The following is a 15,630-nucleotide window of genomic DNA, read 5'->3' as shown; positions in this document are numbered from 1 at the left end:
CCTGTTCATCACTTATGAGGACGTCACCATGAAAGCGCTCATCGAAGGTTTTTTGAAGTTCCAGAACGAAGCGTTCCCGCAACGCACCGACCTGTTCAAACACCTGGCCACCACCCAGCATCCCGGCACGTTATTCATCACCTGTTCCGACAGCCGCGTGGTCCCCGAACTGCTGACCCAGCAAGAACCCGGAGAACTGTTTGTGATCCGCAACGCCGGCAATATCGTGCCCTCCTACAGCCCGCACCCGGGTGGTGTCTCGGCCACGGTCGAATATGCAGTCGCAGTGCTCGGCGTGACCGACATTGTCATCTGCGGCCACTCGGATTGCGGCGCCATGACCGCCATCGCCAAGTGCAAATGCATGGATCACCTGCCCGCCGTCAGTGGCTGGTTGCAACACGCTGAATCCGCCAAGGTCATCAACGAATCCCGCCCTCACGCCGATGACGCGGCGAAGGTGAGTTCGATGGTCCGGGAGAACGTCATCGCGCAACTGGCCAACATCCAGACGCATCCGAGCGTGCGCCTGGCCCAGGAAAAAGGTCAGTTGAACCTGCATGGCTGGGTCTACGACATCGAGACCGGTTCGATCGATGCCCTGGAGGCCGGCAGTCGCCGCTTTGTGTCACTGGCCGAACACCCGACCACGTGCGCCGTGTATGGCAAAGCCGTCGAAGCTGCTTGATGGGATGGGTGGCAGAACCTGGAAGGTCGAGCGCGACGAATGCGCTCGACTAAAGCGGTTCCCTGGATGTACGAGGCAAATGAAGGGCGTGCCGGATCAAGGCACTTGCGGCGTTTCATACCACTGGCGAGACGGTGTTGGAAAACGCATTTTCTGCCGGATATCCGCCGCATTTGCAGCACTGGTCAGTTGTTCCAGCAGCACGAAGGCGACTTCCGTTGCCGTGCCGGGGCCGCTTGACGTGATGATGCGGCCATCCACCACCACAGGCCAGTCGACGAAACGGGCGCCGGTTTCAACCAGCTGGTTTTTGCGCTTGCCACCGACCTGGTGATAGGTCGTGGCATCTTTGTCTTTCAGCACCCCGGCAACGCCCAGGCACACCGACGACACGCAGACACTGGCGACGGTTTTACCGGCCGCGACAAAGTGCCGGATGACCGCCAGAAACGGCTCACTCAAGGCCTCTTCGTAGAAGCCCGAGGGTTCGAAACCACCGGGCAATGCCAAAGCGTCGAAGCTGTCGAGATCCACCTCGCTCAATAAATGAGCCGGATTGAACGATAACCCGAAGGTCGTCACGATATTCCGTCGGAGGCCGGCGTTGATCAATTCCACGGGTTGGTCGCCAAGCAGATTGGCCCAACCGAGCACATCGGTGAACGCCGCCATTTCCAGTGGCTCGACACCGTTGGCCAACAACATGAGGACACGTTTCATCGGGTACACCTCTCTGGGGAACGGCCAATCATCCGCCTTTGCTTCCAGCGAGAGAACACCCAAAAAACGCAATCCATTGTTGTTCGAGCTGAAATGCCCACACCAAGGCGCTCCCGGTTCACGGGAGCGCTGCACTCACAAGGTCGCCCTGATCAGTGATCGTCTTTTGCTGACGATGGTGGCCGACGCTCGGCGGTTTCTTCGGCGTTGGGGGGAACCGGATTACTGCCTGGCGTGAACACGTGGGTCCGCAAATCCCTGGCATCGATTTCGACGACGCCCGGCACCGAACGGGCCAGAGCAACAGCCTGCTCACACTGTTTATGGGTGTTGACCCGACCGCTCAACGCCACCGTACCCGCAAGGGTTTTGACATGGATCTGCAGGCCGAGGCTGGGTTCGGCCAAAGCCAAGGCGGACTTCACCCGGCCGGTGATCCATGTGTCGTGCACGACCGTTTCCAGATCGTGGGAGTAATGCCGAAAAGAATGAAGTTTCATGACGCAGCCCTCACTCAAGACACAGACGCAAACACACCTTAATTATAGTGCGATCGTTGCCTGTGCCAGGAATGTCAGCGTTTTACCGACAGATCGGTCTGGGTCATGCGACTGCGAATGGTGAACACCCCGTCTCCCGAAAGAATCGCACTGCGGGCAAACAGCCGACCGCTCTCCCAGTTCGAAAGTCCCAGTTCCGGCTTGTTCAGCGCATATTGGCCGTCGACCCAGCGGGTAATTCCGTTGCCCACAAACGGCGCGTTGACCGCGTTGTAGAAACGCTCATGCGCGGCCCCGTCTTCGCTGATCAGCGACACGGTGAACTGCGGGCTGTAGCGATTGAACAAGGCGATGGCGCTGTCCAGGTCATCGACGATCTTCAGGCTGACTTCCGGAGTTTCTTCCCATTCCCACTCGCGGCCCAACTGCTCCTCGGGCAACGGTTCGGCCAGTGCCTCGGTCTGGTAGCCTTCGGCGCGATACACCTCAACGCTGCCGGTTTGCCATTCAGTCGGCAACCACGACTCGCTGCCTTCAACGATATGCAGCTTGCAACCCTGGCCCCGGGCGGTGCCCGCCTGCTGGAGGGCGTCGAGAAACAACGGCACCAGCTCAGCGGCGCGGTCGCGCTGGATCAGGCAGACGTTCAAGGTGTTGCAGACTTTGCGGTCCAGTGAATTGCGTACCACGGCAGCAAAGCGCTGGGCATCGGCGTCTTTGTCAGCGATCAGCCAGGCGCCACCAGTGCCGTGCAGACTGACAGCAGTGCCGGCCTGTTGGGCGATGCTGCCCAGTTGGCTGACCGCCCGCCCCGAACCCCGGGCCACGGCCAGCGACAAACGACGGTCGGCGAACATCGCCCAACCGGCGGCGTGATTGACGCTTTCCACCAAGGACACCGCGCCGTTCGGCAAACCGGCGTCGCTGAGTGCCGGGTTCAATGCGTGAGTGACGATGGCCTGAGCGGTGCCCAACGCATCGCTGCCAATGCGCAGCACGGCGGTGTTGCCGGTGCGCAACACACCGGCGGCGTCGGCGAACACATTCGGCCGGCCTTCGAACACAAACGCGACGATGCCCAGCGGCGACACCACTTGCTCGACCGTCCAGCCGTCGTGCTCGACGCAACTGATGACCTTGCCGCGAGTCGCCGACGCATCGCGCCAGGCCCGCAGGCCGGCGATCATGTCGCGGCGCATGCGTTCATCGGCGAGCAGTCGCGTGGTGGAACGCCCGCGGGCCTTGGCGCGTTCGATGTCGGCCAGGTTGGCCGCCTCGATCAAGGCCCAGCACTCGGGGGTTTCCAGGCGTTGGGCAAACAGATCGAAGAACGCACTGATCGCCTGATCCGGGACGCTGGACAGCGCACCGAACGCCGCTTCGGCGCGCTCGATGGCGACGGCGGCCGCTTGCTGGTCAACTACCGGGATCAGCAACAATTCGCCACTGACCTGCTCGACCAGCAAATGGTCCCCGGGCTGAAAGCGCGCGGCCAGTTCGGGGCTGACGACAGTGACACGATTACCGGAAAAAGGGATCGGCGTGCCAGCGACTAGACGTTCGAGCGCAAGAGACATGAAGCGGTTTCACCATGCTGTGGGCGGCTGGAAAATGTATAGGAAAATCCAGGGAGCGTCATTAACCGCTCAGGCCCGAATGCCTCAGAACACCGACCAGCCAATTCGCTGGCTCAACAATTCCAGCGCCGCCATGCCGGCCAGCGAGTTGCCGGCGGCATTCAGTTCCGGTGACCAGACGCACACCGTGAACTGCCCCGGCACCACCGCGACGATTCCCCCGCCCACACCGCTTTTGCCCGGCAAACCGACGCGGTAGGCGAAGTTGCCGGCTTCGTCGTACAGCCCGCTGGTGGCCATGATCGAGTTGACCTGCTGGGTCTGGCGCGCTGTCAGGATCTGTTCGCCGCTGTGTTTGCAGAACCCGTCGTTGGCCAGGAAGCAGAACGCCCGGGCCAGGTCCACGCAATTCATGCGCACCGCGCAATGGCTGAAATAGCTACGCAACACGGCCTCGACGTCGTTGTGAAAATTGCCGAACGACTGCATCAGGTAGGCCATGGCCGCATTGCGCGCGCGGTGCTGGTATTCGGATTCGGCGACCTTGCCGTCCACCATCACCTGCGGATTGCCGGACAAGCGACGGACGAAGTCGCGCATCGACAACGCTGGCGCGGCAAAGCGTGACTGGTTGATGTCGCAGATCACCAGTGCACCGGCATTGATAAAGGGATTGCGCGGGCGGCCGCGCTCGAATTCCAGCTGCACCAGCGAGTTGAACGGCTGCCCGGAAGGCTCGTGACCGAGGCGTTCCCAGATCGCCTCGCCGGAGTGATCGATGGCCTGCACCAGGCTGAACACCTTGGAAATACTCTGCACCGAAAACGGTGTATCGGCATCGCCCGCGCAATACAGCTCGCCATCGTTGCCATACACGGCAATGCCCAACTGATTGGCCGGCACCGTGCCGAGGGCGGGAATGTAGTCAGCCACCTTGCCCTGACCGATCAGCGGCCGGACGGCGTCAAGGATCTCGTTCAACAGCGCTTGCATGCCGGGTTCCGAAGTCTCGCCCCGTGGGATTGCGGGGACACGGAGGCTAGACGCTGTTGGTGAGCGCCGGATCACAGATGACCCGACCACAATCTCAACATCACCCATCCCCCCTGTAGGAGCGCGCCTGCTCGCGATAGCTGCCTGTCAGTCGACATTGATGGTGTCTGACACACCGCTATCGCGAGCAGGCTCGCTCCCACAGGGGGTTTGCACAGGCTCAAGGTGTCGGGGCCGTGTATCGGAGTGTGTACAGACGCCCTTGCGACACACCCCATCCATAAAACCCCGCACCAAAGACACATCGCAGATACACCCGCTTGATGAACTGTGCGTGTCGATTGGCCAAGCCGATCAAAGCGCTCAACTCACTCAACGCTACGGAGTATCACCATGTTCAAGCTCTCGACTTCTTCCCTGACCCTCGGCCTGATCATCGCCGGTGGCCTGGCCCTGTCCAACGCGGCTTCGGCTTCCGAATCCGAAGCGTTCAGCATGAAACAACTGGCCCACGGCTACAGCCAAGCCCAGGCCGATACCGCGGAAAAACCGGCTGAAGGCAAATGTGGCGAAGGCAAGTGCGGCGCTGGCGAATAACCCTGTTTCGCGGGGCAACCGCTGCCCCGCCTTACTGACTGAACGGAGATCACGCTCATGAACACCTCACTTTCATCGGCCGTGAAAGGCCTGCACCTAAACCTTGATCGTGCCGGCAGCTGGCTCGCGCCTTTGACGCTGCGGCTGTTCATTGCCTGGGAATTCTTCGAGTCGGGCCTGGAAAAATGGAACGGCGAGAACTGGTTCGCCGACATCCAGGACGCCTTCCCGTTTCCGTTCAACCATGTGCCCGCCACGCTGAACTGGGAACTGTCGATGTGGGCGGAGCTGATTTGCGCCCTGGCCATCCTGGTCGGCTTCGGAACGCGGGTGTCGGCCATCGTTCTGATCGTCGTCACGATTGTCGCGACCGCTGCCGTTCACTGGCCGACCGATTGGTCTACATTGAGTGAGCTTGCCCAGGGTTACGCCATCAGCAACAAGGGTCACGGCAACTTCAAGCTGCCGCTGATCTACCTCGCCGCCATGATGCCGTTGTTGCTCTCGGGTGCCGGCAAGCTCAGCCTGGATGCACTGTTGGCTCGATTCTTCTGGCGTCGCACTCAGCATTGACCGACCAGAGTCTCGGGCGCGTCCTCCACTCCCTTGAAAACGGAGCAATCGCCATGAGCCTCACTCTCTACGGTTTTGACGGCAGTACCTATGTGCGCACAGTGAAAATGCTGCTTGCGGAAAAAGACGCGGACTTCGACCAGGTGCAGGTCAATGTGATCAAAGGCGAGCCGCATCTGCCGGAACATTTGGTGCGGCACCCTTTTGGCAAGGTGCCCGTCATCGACCATGACGGCTTCCGGGTCATCGAAACCGGCGCGATCATCGCCTACCTGGACGAAGTCCTGCCCGGGCCGTCCATCACACCGGATAACGCCCACGACCGCGCTCGCACTCACATGGCCCAGGGCATCTACGATGCCTATGGCTATGGCAATCTGGTGCAAGTGTTCGGCTACCATCTTTTTCCTGACTTCATTGGCGGTCAGAATGAAGAGGCGCGCCGCAAAGGGATCGAACATTCGAAACGGGTGTTGCGCGAGCTGATGAAAATAAAAGGCACCGATCCATATATCGCCGGTCTTGAACCCAGTATCGGTGACTTTTACCTCGCACCGGGCTGCGCCTACATCGCGATGACGCCGGATGCGCCACAGGTGTTTTCGGTGGACGGTTTCGACGGATGGTGGAAACGTATGCAGTCTCTGCCAAGCTACAAGGCCACGCAGCCGAAATAAGCCTCAACCTCACTCACTTGCGTAGACAGGAGCCACCATGAGCGTAACCACCCAATGGATCGAGATCGACAGCGACGAAGGCACCTTCGGCGCTTACCTGGCGATTCCGCATACTCGCAAAGGTCCGGGGATCGTGCTGATCCAGGAGATCTTCGGCGTGAATGAACACATCCGCTCGGTCGCGGAGCAATACGCCGCCGATGGTTACCTGGTGATTGCGCCGGACCTGTTCTGGCGCAACGGCCACCGTATCGAACTGGGTTACGACGAAGCGGGCTGGAAACGCGCCGTCGAGCTGATGAACGCCACCGACATCGACAAGGCGCAGGACGACATCAAACTGGCCATCGAAGCGCTCGATGCGCAACCGGGCCTGGACGGAGGCATCGCTTCCATCGGTTATTGCTTCGGCGGCTTGCTGTCCTACCTCACCGCCACTAACGGCCTGGTGGATGTGGCCATCGCCTACTACGGTGGCGGCATCCAGAACCACCTGGACCGCGCCGATGAAATCGAGGTGCCGTTGCTGATGCACTTCGGTGAACAGGACAGCCACATTCCCCTGGAAGCGGTGGAGAAAATCGCCGAGCGTTTCGACAACAACGACAACGTGGAAATCGTCGTGTACCCGGAGGCCGAGCATGGCTTCAACTGCTCGCACCGCGACAGTTACAACCAGCGTGCAGCGGCTGAGGCCCATGGCAATACGTTGATCTTTTTGGGGCAGGAGCTGTAAAGACAAGATGAGAAAAAAAGGGACTTCCATTGCTTCGTGGAAGTCCCTTTTTTGTTTGCAACCGTGATGGCCTCTTCGCGGGCAAGCCTTGCTCCTACAGTTCATGCGCCCATTTTGATATGGCGCATGATCTGTACGCGAAGGGGGCGGCGCGGTCTCAAGCCAATCAGCGGCTGATCTCTTCCACAGCATCGATCACTGGCACCTGCGGATGAGCACCGCGCTCATGCATAGGGGTCGTCGGCGTGCGGTCGATCAGCAGGCTGAGTAACTCCGGGCGGCTATAGTGGCCGCGCGAATCCATCATGCGTTTGCGCTTGTCGATAAGGCCCATGTCGAGGTCGACGATCACGTCTCCCTCGCCTTCCTGCAGCGAGCCCAACACCACACCATCCGGGCTGATGATTGCCGTGAAGCAACCACCGGAAATCGGACCGATAGGGCAACCGGTGTCGGCCATGATTTGTGCCTGTTGCTCAGGGTTGAGCCAGGCTGTGGAGTTCACCACAAAGCACGCCGATTCGAGGGCATGCTGGCGAATGTTGACTTCCATTTGCGAGGCAAACAGCGGACCGGCAAACGACCCCGGGTACATCGAGGCATGAATCTGTTCGCCATCGGCCATCAAGGCGTAACGGGCCAGCGGGTTGTAATGTTCCCAGCACGCCAGTTGGCCGATGCGCCCTACCACGCTGTCGACAGCGCGCAGCCCGGAGCCATCGCCCATGCCCCAGATCATCCGCTCGTGATAAGTCGGGGAAATCTTGCGCCGGTGCTGGATCAGCGTGCCATCGGCATCGAACAGCAACTGCGCGTTGTACAGCGTGCCGCCGTCACGTTCGTTGACGCCGATGGACACGACCATGCCGGCCTGTTTGGCAGCGGCGCCGATGGCATCGGTGGCGTCCGAAGGGACCGTAACGGCCTGATCCAGCAGCTTGAGGTGCTCGGCGCCCATTTCGAACGGCGCCTGCACGAAAGAAAAGTACGGATAGTACGGCACGATGGTTTCCGGGAACACGGCGAACTGAACGCCTTGGTCACCGAGTTCAAGAATCTTCTGCACGACTTTATTGACGGTGCCTTCACGGCTGTAGAGCACTGGGCTGATTTGTACGGCGGCAGCTTTGACGAGGGTCATGGTGGTGATCTCACTGAGGGAAACGGCTTCAACGAGATCTAGATTACGGCAGTCATATTTTGTCTTAAATGTCGAATACACCACCTTTCAGGACATGATCCGATTGGCGCGCTGGATCACTTGCGGCGGCTGCCCGAACGCCCGGATAAACGCCCGACGCATACGCTCGCGATCACCAAAACCGGTGTCGCTGGCCACCACATCGATGGAGTGCCGACCGGTTTCCATCATCAGCCGGGCGGCTTCCACCCGCAGGTTTTCGATGGCTTTGGCCGGGGATTGACCGGTTTCGGCATGGAAAACCCGGCTGAACTGCCGTGGGCTGAGATTGGCTGCGCTGGCCAGCTCTTCGACCGACAGCGTTGATTTGAGGTTGTGTTTGGCATAGGTCAACGCGGCCTGGATGCGATCGGTCTTGGGCTCGAGTTCGAGCATCACCGAAAACTGCGACTGCCCTCCCGCACGACGGTGATAAACCACCAATTGCCGGGCCACCACACGTGCGACCTGGGCGCCCAGATCCTTTTCCACCAGCGCCAGTGCGAGGTCCACGCAAGCGCTCATGCCCGCTGCGGTCCAGATATTGCCGTCATTGATGAAGATGCGGTCTTCTTCGACCTTCACTTTCGGGTACGCCCGCTGCAAGGCCGACGCATGACACCAGTGAGTCGTGGCCCGCCGACCATCCAGTAAACCCGCCTCCGCCAGCACAATCGCGCCGGTGCAGATCGAGCCCAGGCGTCGGGTGGTCAGGCTGGCGTTGCGCAAAAACTTAACCATGCCCGGTGATGTCGGCCGGATCAGGTTGTCCCCCATCACCAGCAGCGTATCGAAGGAACGCTCGTCAAACGCGCGGGTTTCCACGCCAAAACCGGCCGACGTCATTACAGAGCCGCCCTGCTCCGACAGCAGCGCAATGCTGTACACCGGCTCGTCGGCCGCCATATTGGCCAACTCGAAGGTAGCGCACATGGCCAGGCCCAGCACCTGGAAACCGGGGTAAACGATGAGTCCGATGTTGTGCATGGCGGCTGTCCGATTACGTGGCATGACGTGTTTCAAGCCATCGTAGTAGAACCCTGCCTCCTTCGAAATGGAACCAGTCGTTGGTCAAATAAGGATATGGCCTGGACCTACTTCGCCGAACCATCATGCGGTTTATAAAACCGGAACATCCCGATTTCAGCGGTTTTGATGTACTCCTTGGCCCAGTCCGGTTTCACCGTGCGGTCATGAAAATACATCGCGCCACCGGTGCGATCCGGGAGCTGCTTGTTCAGCGCCTTGCGCGCGATTTCCTTGGCCAGGGCATATTGCGTCTCTTCCTGGACGGTGTCCGGGCGCCCGTCGCACCACCACGAAAACTGGCAGCTCTTGGTCTCTGAACCTTGCTTGACCACCGCGCACACCGTGTCGGGGAAACCAGCGTGGCCGAGGCGGTTCATGACCACGTTGGCGACGGCGGCCATGTCGTCGGTGTCCTTGCCTTTGGCCTCCCAGTAGATGGAGCGGGCCATGCAGGTTATTGCATCGTCCAGCGGAGACTTGCCGGCGGGATCGACGGCCTGGACTTCGGATTGGGTGATCGCCTCGGATTTAGGCACCGGTCCATCGGCGCTCTTGTCCGCGGCTTTTTGCTCAAGCACCTGAGCCTTGTCTTCAGCCACTTCTTTTTTTTGCTGCTGGTCGTCGGCAATAACCTGGCCTGCGACAAGGGTAACCACGAGGAACGCAACGGACCATTTGAAGGACATGATGGAGACACTCTGTTTGGCGTCGAGGGAAGCGCCCGTTTGGCGACTTGGCTTCAGTGTAGTAGCCAAATCATGTCAACCGCCGGACAACAAAGCGCAAAAAGGCATTGCGCGGCATGGGGTGGAATCGCGCATCATGGGCGCAGTCAATTCAAGGGAGATTTCCATGCGCGTCCTGTCATCCGCTCTGCGTTTTGCCGTGTTGCCACTGGGGTTGGTGTTCGCCGCCACTGCTGTGGCCAGCGAAGAAACGCAATTGGTCGAGTCGATCAACGTTTACCGCAGCCAGGTACAGCGTTGCGCCGGTCAGGCGTCATCGGTGTTGCCGCCGCTGACGAGCGATTCGCGCCTGAACCTGTCACCCAGCGGAGCTGTCGACTTGCAGCAGGCCATGGCTCAAGCGTCGTACCCGATGACCAACGTGCAAGCGATTATGTTGTCCGGACCGCGTGATGCACAGTCCGCCATGACGGCGATCAAGGAGAGCTTCTGCCAGGTCGTGCTGAACCCGCAATTCATCGACGTCGGTGTCAGCCACCAGGGACGCGACTGGCGCATTGTGCTCGCGCGACCGCAATTGACCGCGCGCATGGGTGACGCCGCGGCTGAGGGCCAGAAGTTGCTGGGCTTGCTCAATACCGCCCGCGCCCAACCGCGCCAGTGCGGCGGTCAACCGTTTGCCGCGACCACGCCGCTGGCCTGGAATGCGACGTTGGCGGCCGCGGCCGAAGCGCATACCCGGGCCATGGCGAATAACAATTTCTTCGACCACAAGGACCAGGACGGTCGCACACCGGGGGATCGCGCTGAACTGGCGGGATACACCTATCAGGAAATCGGCGAGAACATCGCTGCCGGGCAAGACACCCCGCGCAAGGTCGTCGATGGCTGGCTGGCCAGCCCCGGGCATTGCGCCAACCTGATGAACCCACAGTTCCGCGAACTGGGCGCGGCCTATGCGGTTGATCCAAAGAGTGACGCCGGGATTTACTGGACAGCCATGTTTGGTACGCAATAAAGGCGATGGTCAGAGCGGTGGTTCACCGCTCTTACAACGTGTGCTGGCGGTTACCGATGTCTTTGGCTTTTTCAACTGCCCAGGCCAAAGCGTCCTCCATGTCCAACAGATGCGGACGCGGGTCATTGTCCTCTTTTATGACCGAGCCATCCGGCCGGTAAACACCGATGAACATCTTCAGGGAGCCGTCCCTCAATATCTCGGCTTTCACGTCGATCCTGCATCCGTTGGATAGCGTTTCCTTGTGTTCCTCATGGCGTTCAGTCATCGCTGTCTCCCTCTCGTGGTGAATGGATCGGGCCAGAGCATTGGACGCGCAAGCCCTGGATCGGGGCTCGCGCCGTCATTCTTTCTGAGCGTAGTAGAAGATCGTCCGGGTCAGGACTGGACACTGATACAAGGTATTAACGCCGACAAACCTCACAGGACAGCGGCGTAATGCCACCTATACTCCATGCCACCAACCCCGTCCGGGGCCTGCACTACCAACAATAAAAAGCAGAGGTGGAACATGGTCTGGCAGCAAATCTACGATCCCTTTGGTAACCCGGTGCTTTCAACCATCATGGCGGCGGTGCCGGTGGTGGTGATGCTGGCATCCCTGGCGTTTTTCCATATCAAGGCGCATCTGGCAGCCTTGCTGGCCCTTGGCTCGGCGTTGTTGATTGCCATTTTTGCCTTCGGCATGCCCGCGGACATGGCCGGCTCGGCGGCACTCTACGGCGCCGCCAACGGCCTGCTGCCGATTGGCTGGATTGTCCTCAACATCATCTTCCTGCACCGGCTGACCACCGAAAACGGTTCGTTCAAAGTGCTGCAGGATTCCCTTGCGCGCATCACCGACGATCGACGCCTGCAACTGCTGCTGATCGCCTTCTGCTTCGGCGCCTTCTTTGAAGGGGCTGCCGGGTTCGGCACGCCGGTGGCGGTGACCGGGGCGATTCTGATCGGCTTGGGCTTCTCGCCGCTGGCCGCCTCAGGCCTGGCGCTGATCGCCAACACCGCGCCCGTGGCGTTTGGTGCACTGGGCACACCCATCATCACCTTGGCCAAGGTCACCGGCCTGGATGAAATGGAGCTGTCGATGATGGTCGGCCGGCAGTTGCCGTTCTTCTCGGTGCTCGTGCCGTTCTGGTTAATCTGGGCCTTTGCCGGCTGGCGCAAAATGCTGGAAATCTGGCCGGCCATTCTGGTAGCCGGGGTCAGTTTCGCCGTGCCGCAGTTTCTGGTGTCCAACTACCACGGGCCGATGCTGGTGGACGTGATCGCCGCGCTGATATCCATGGCGTGCCTGACCGGTTTCCTCAAGGTCTGGAAACCGGCCACGATCCACACCTCGGCGGCCCTGTCCGGGCGCGTCGACAACTCGAAGATCGACGAGGAGCATCAGCAAAAACCCGAGGCCAGCGGGACCTTCGCCAGTGATGCCAAACCAGCGGTGATGCGCGCCTGGATGCCGTGGATCATCCTCACCGTGTTTGTGTTCGCCTGGGGCACCCAGGGCTTCAAGAACATGTTCGATACCCGCCCGGCAATCGATCCGGCCACCAATTCGGCCAAGCTCGACCCTCAGGGCAAACCGATGCGCGAAGCCAACCCGATCTTCGCCCCGATCGTGACCTTCACCACCATTCATCAGCAAATCGAAAAGGTGCCGCCCGTGGTGCCCGCGGCAAAAACCGAGGAAGCGGTCTACAAATTCACCTGGTTCACCAGCACCGGCAGCGGCATCCTCCTGGCGGCCATCGTCGGCGGCCTGCTGATGGGTTATTCCATCCCGCAACTGGCCCGCCAATACCTGCGAACGCTGTGGGTGGTGCGTTACTCACTCATCACCATCGTGGCCATGCTTGCGCTCGGTTTCCTCACGCGCTACTCGGGCCTCGACGCCACCATGGGCCTGGCCTTCGCCGCGACCGGCATCTTCTACCCCATGTTCGGCACCCTCCTGGGCTGGCTCGGCGTGGCGTTGACCGGCTCCGACACCGCCTCCAACGTGCTGTTCGGCGGCTTGCAACGAGTGACCGCCGAGCAACTGGGCATCAGCCCGGTGCTGATGGCCGCGGCCAACAGTTCCGGTGGGGTCATGGGCAAAATGGTCGACGCCCAGTCGATCGTGGTCGCGTCCACGGCGACTCGCTGGTACGGGCATGAAGGGGAGATTCTGCGATATGTGTTCTTCCACTCGATTGTGCTGGCGATCTTGGTCGGTGGGTTGGTGACGTTGCAGGCTTATGTGGCGCCGTTCAGCAGTATGGTGGTGGGCGGACACTAGACGTCAAAAGGTCCCAGACCCGGGCGAGTCGCCCGGGTCAGGGCTTAAAAACGCGCGGATCAAGTCAGACGGCCGCCCGACATCAACCCCTCGGTCAGCAACGACACCAACGGCTGCACCAGATGCTGAGTCCGAACATCATCACCAATCACCGCCACCTCGGTGCTGGGTAAAGTCGGCAACTTCTGCGACGGTTCCAGTATGCGCATCCCTTCCTGCAAAAATGACGTTCCCAACGCCGTAATCCCCAACCCCCCGCAACCGCCGCCTGCACCCCCATCAAATTGCTGGCCAGGCACGCGGATGCCCATTCCCGCCCGACCGTGGCCAGGGCTTCGATCATGATGGCGCGGTACGCACAGGGCGGCCGCATCATCACCAACCGCACCGGTTTCGACGATTCGATTTGGTAATCCTTCGCGGCAATCCACACCAGCGGCTCGCGCCAGATGACTCGGCCTCGCGTGGTGCCGGAGCTGAATTTTCGCTTGGAAATAACCACGTCCAGTAGCCCGGCTTCGTAGTCGGTGAGCAGGTCGTCGCTCAAGCCTGTGGTGAGTTCGAGTTGAATGTCTGGATACAACTGGGTGAAGCGCGACAGCAGCTTGGGCAGCTGGGTCGGCACGAGGTTTTCCGAGATCCCCAAGCGCAGCAGGGTGACGGTCGCCGGCGCCTTGATGTCCCGCATGAAGGTGTCGAAATGCACCATCATTCGGCGTGCGCCTGCCAGCAGTCGCTCGCCGTCCGGGGTCAGGGTCAGGGCGCGGCTGGTGCGTTCGAAGACACGAAAACCAAGCACCTCCTCCAGCCGGATGATCTTCTGGCTCACTGCCGATTGCGACCGCGCGATCACCTCGGCAGCAGCAGTGAAACTGCCGGTCTCCGCCACGGCGATAAACGCCCGAAGCAGGTCGATCTCAAGGTCGCTGGCTTGCATGATGGATTCGCCTTTCTACTGGATGCCATTAAATTTATGCGTTTGTGTTCTAGATAGCAATTGCCGAACATCGTACTCAATCCAATACGAGGCGTTCGAAAATGGCAGTCAATAAAGCAGTAGATATTGTTGAAAGTTTCTGGCGCGAAGTCTGGCAAGCCAAGGACCCGCAAGCCGCAGCGCGCTTTGTAGCCGAAGACTTTGTGATCACGTCTGGCGGGATGGATATCGTCGGCCGCGATGCCTTTATTCAATGGATCGGTGTCTTTCTGTCGAAGATCGAAGACTTCGAATTCAGCAGTATCGAGACGTTTCAGAACGCCGAAGGCACTCGCGTCGCTTCCCGCTGGAAACTGGCCGGAAAGAACCAGGGCTTTATTGGTGGCCGCACGTGTAACAGCCCCTTTGAAATGCTCGGCACTGCGGTCTGGGAAGTTCGACCGGACGGGCTGCTGGCGCATAACTGGGTGGAGCGTAATGCGCTGGAAGTTCATCGCGATCTGATCGGGCTCTGAGTAGCCAAGTTGAAGTGAAACATGAAACCCGCAACTTTTTTCATATTGCTTCTGCAGATCCTGACTCCCCCACACGGTGCGCGTCCACCTGAAATTGTGATGGATGTCAGAAGTCTTCTGCAAGGGTCGGCGTTGCAGTATCCGCCGACCTATATGAAGTAACCGGAGAGACACCATGAATACTCGTACTTTGTTCGCCAGTGCTGCTGTTGCCCTGGTAGTACTCACCCATAACGCGTTTGCAGACACGCCCAATGTACCCGCCAAGCCTTATCGCTATGGCATGCCGATCCACGTGGCGAAAGTCATTTCCCTTGAGGAGCCTCGTTCCGCCGATTGCGAAGTGGTCAGCGCCAAACTCACTTATCTGGACACCTCCGGAAATGTCGAGGCCTTTACCTACTTCAAAATGGCCCAGGCCTGTGAAGAGCAAAACTGAATGGGGGGCTGTACAACAAAAGCCGGATTGAACGGAAAGCCAATTGACCCGCTGTTGCATTGCATCAGCGGATCTTTTTTTACGACGAATTAATGAAGATCAGGCGCCGGCCACCAACACCTGCAACAAGCCACCCGCACCACCGCCAGCTCTGGACTGGGTCAACAGCAACAAACAATACGCGGCGATGATGCAGCTTGGTGGTGATCAAATAGTCATATGGGTGATCGTACTAACAGGTCATGATCAGGTCGTGTCCATACGGTTCCATCCTCCCTCAAAAAGTCGTCCAATAGAACCCCGACATTAACTTGCTTAATCTCCCAATATTCAAACTCCCTCAGCTTTCCCTTCCAGTGCATAACCACTTTAGTAGCAGTAGCAGATTTAAAACTGCCCTCATGGCTAGTAGGTGTTTGAACATCGATAGGGGTGTCGACGGCAATATTAGTGAACGAATCTTGTGAGTATGGCATTTCAATAGCTCCAT

General features: G+C 59.7%; 18 protein-coding genes. 9 read left to right on the top strand and 9 right to left on the bottom strand.

Annotated elements, in window-relative coordinates:
• Positions 1-28 precede the first annotated feature (28 nt).
• Positions 29-688, top strand: coding sequence for a carbonic anhydrase (locus HP062_RS02715; protein ID WP_172790775.1), 660 nt, complete (start codon positions 29-31; stop codon positions 686-688).
• A 96-nt stretch (positions 689-784) separates the two neighbouring features.
• Here HP062_RS02715 and HP062_RS02710 read toward each other — a convergent pair whose 3' ends face one another.
• The 4 genes from HP062_RS02710 to glsB form a co-directional block, all read right to left on the bottom strand.
• Complete coding sequence (locus tag HP062_RS02710) at positions 785-1,408, bottom strand: DJ-1/PfpI family protein (protein ID WP_010459555.1); 624 nt, start codon at positions 1,406-1,408, stop codon at positions 785-787.
• Positions 1,409-1,560: 152 nt separating this feature from the next.
• Positions 1,561-1,908, bottom strand: coding sequence for a BON domain-containing protein (locus tag HP062_RS02705; RefSeq protein ID WP_172790774.1), 348 nt, complete (start codon positions 1,906-1,908; stop codon positions 1,561-1,563).
• A gap of 74 nt (positions 1,909-1,982) precedes the next feature.
• Positions 1,983-3,485, bottom strand: a complete 1,503-nt coding sequence (locus tag HP062_RS02700; protein WP_172790773.1) for an aldehyde dehydrogenase family protein — start codon at positions 3,483-3,485, stop codon at positions 1,983-1,985.
• A gap of 84 nt (positions 3,486-3,569) precedes the next feature.
• Complete coding sequence (glsB, locus tag HP062_RS02695) at positions 3,570-4,478, bottom strand: glutaminase B (protein ID WP_010459549.1); 909 nt, start codon at positions 4,476-4,478, stop codon at positions 3,570-3,572.
• 393 nt (positions 4,479-4,871) lie between these two features.
• Between glsB and HP062_RS02690 the strand changes: the two genes are divergently transcribed.
• Genes HP062_RS02690 through HP062_RS02675 form a run of 4 tightly spaced genes read left to right on the top strand, consistent with a single transcriptional unit; the run spans position 4,872 to position 7,061 of the window.
• Positions 4,872-5,075 (top strand): hypothetical protein, encoded by a 204-nt coding sequence (locus HP062_RS02690; protein WP_077750139.1) that lies wholly within the window; start codon positions 4,872-4,874, stop codon positions 5,073-5,075.
• A gap of 57 nt (positions 5,076-5,132) precedes the next feature.
• Entirely contained in the window at positions 5,133-5,648 is a 516-nt protein-coding gene (locus tag HP062_RS02685; RefSeq protein WP_172790772.1) for a DoxX family protein, read from the top strand.
• 53 nt (positions 5,649-5,701) lie between these two features.
• Positions 5,702-6,325 carry a glutathione S-transferase family protein gene (locus HP062_RS02680; protein ID WP_010459543.1) on the top strand — a complete coding sequence of 208 codons (624 nt, stop codon included), beginning with the start codon at positions 5,702-5,704 and terminating at the stop codon, positions 6,323-6,325.
• Between the two features lie 37 nt (positions 6,326-6,362).
• Entirely contained in the window at positions 6,363-7,061 is a 699-nt protein-coding gene (locus HP062_RS02675; protein WP_010459541.1) for a dienelactone hydrolase family protein, read from the top strand.
• 166 nt (positions 7,062-7,227) lie between these two features.
• Here the strand turns inward: HP062_RS02675 and HP062_RS02670 are convergent, their stop codons facing one another.
• The 3 genes from HP062_RS02670 to HP062_RS02660 all read right to left on the bottom strand — a co-directional run bounded on the left by HP062_RS02670 (position 7,228) and on the right by HP062_RS02660 (position 9,956).
• Positions 7,228-8,202 carry a nitrilase-related carbon-nitrogen hydrolase gene (locus HP062_RS02670; RefSeq protein ID WP_172790771.1) on the bottom strand — a complete coding sequence of 325 codons (975 nt, stop codon included), beginning with the start codon at positions 8,200-8,202 and terminating at the stop codon, positions 7,228-7,230.
• A gap of 87 nt (positions 8,203-8,289) precedes the next feature.
• Complete coding sequence (locus tag HP062_RS02665) at positions 8,290-9,228, bottom strand: GlxA family transcriptional regulator (RefSeq protein ID WP_172790770.1); 939 nt, start codon at positions 9,226-9,228, stop codon at positions 8,290-8,292.
• Positions 9,229-9,335: 107 nt separating this feature from the next.
• Positions 9,336-9,956, bottom strand: a complete 621-nt coding sequence (locus HP062_RS02660; RefSeq protein WP_172790769.1) for a cell wall hydrolase — start codon at positions 9,954-9,956, stop codon at positions 9,336-9,338.
• Between the two features lie 166 nt (positions 9,957-10,122).
• Between HP062_RS02660 and HP062_RS02655 the strand changes: the two genes are divergently transcribed.
• Positions 10,123-10,974 carry a CAP domain-containing protein gene (locus HP062_RS02655; protein ID WP_010459535.1) on the top strand — a complete coding sequence of 284 codons (852 nt, stop codon included), beginning with the start codon at positions 10,123-10,125 and terminating at the stop codon, positions 10,972-10,974.
• A gap of 31 nt (positions 10,975-11,005) precedes the next feature.
• Here the strand turns inward: HP062_RS02655 and HP062_RS02650 are convergent, their stop codons facing one another.
• Complete coding sequence (locus tag HP062_RS02650; RefSeq protein ID WP_010459533.1) at positions 11,006-11,242, bottom strand: hypothetical protein; 237 nt, start codon at positions 11,240-11,242, stop codon at positions 11,006-11,008.
• Between the two features lie 243 nt (positions 11,243-11,485).
• Between HP062_RS02650 and HP062_RS02645 the strand changes: the two genes are divergently transcribed.
• Complete coding sequence (locus HP062_RS02645; RefSeq protein ID WP_102595342.1) at positions 11,486-13,249, top strand: L-lactate permease; 1,764 nt, start codon at positions 11,486-11,488, stop codon at positions 13,247-13,249.
• A 148-nt stretch (positions 13,250-13,397) separates the two neighbouring features.
• Here HP062_RS02645 and HP062_RS02640 read toward each other — a convergent pair whose 3' ends face one another.
• Positions 13,398-14,186, bottom strand: a complete 789-nt coding sequence (locus HP062_RS02640) for a LysR family transcriptional regulator (protein WP_256666079.1) — start codon at positions 14,184-14,186, stop codon at positions 13,398-13,400.
• Positions 14,187-14,287: 101 nt separating this feature from the next.
• On the opposite strand from HP062_RS02640, the gene HP062_RS02635 reads away from it, so the two are divergent.
• On the top strand, positions 14,288-14,701 hold the full coding sequence (locus HP062_RS02635; RefSeq protein ID WP_172790768.1) for an ester cyclase: 414 nt from the start codon (positions 14,288-14,290) through the stop codon (positions 14,699-14,701).
• Positions 14,702-14,876: 175 nt separating this feature from the next.
• On the top strand, positions 14,877-15,140 hold the full coding sequence (locus HP062_RS02630) for a DUF2790 domain-containing protein (protein ID WP_010459529.1): 264 nt from the start codon (positions 14,877-14,879) through the stop codon (positions 15,138-15,140).
• The last annotated feature ends 490 nt before the right edge of the window (positions 15,141-15,630 follow it).

The organism is Pseudomonas sp. B14-6 (assembly GCF_013260315.1).
GTDB lineage: Bacteria > Pseudomonadota > Gammaproteobacteria > Pseudomonadales > Pseudomonadaceae > Aquipseudomonas > Aquipseudomonas mandelii.
Note: the sequence above shows the minus strand (reverse complement) of the source record. Positions and strands in the feature narration are given on the sequence as shown.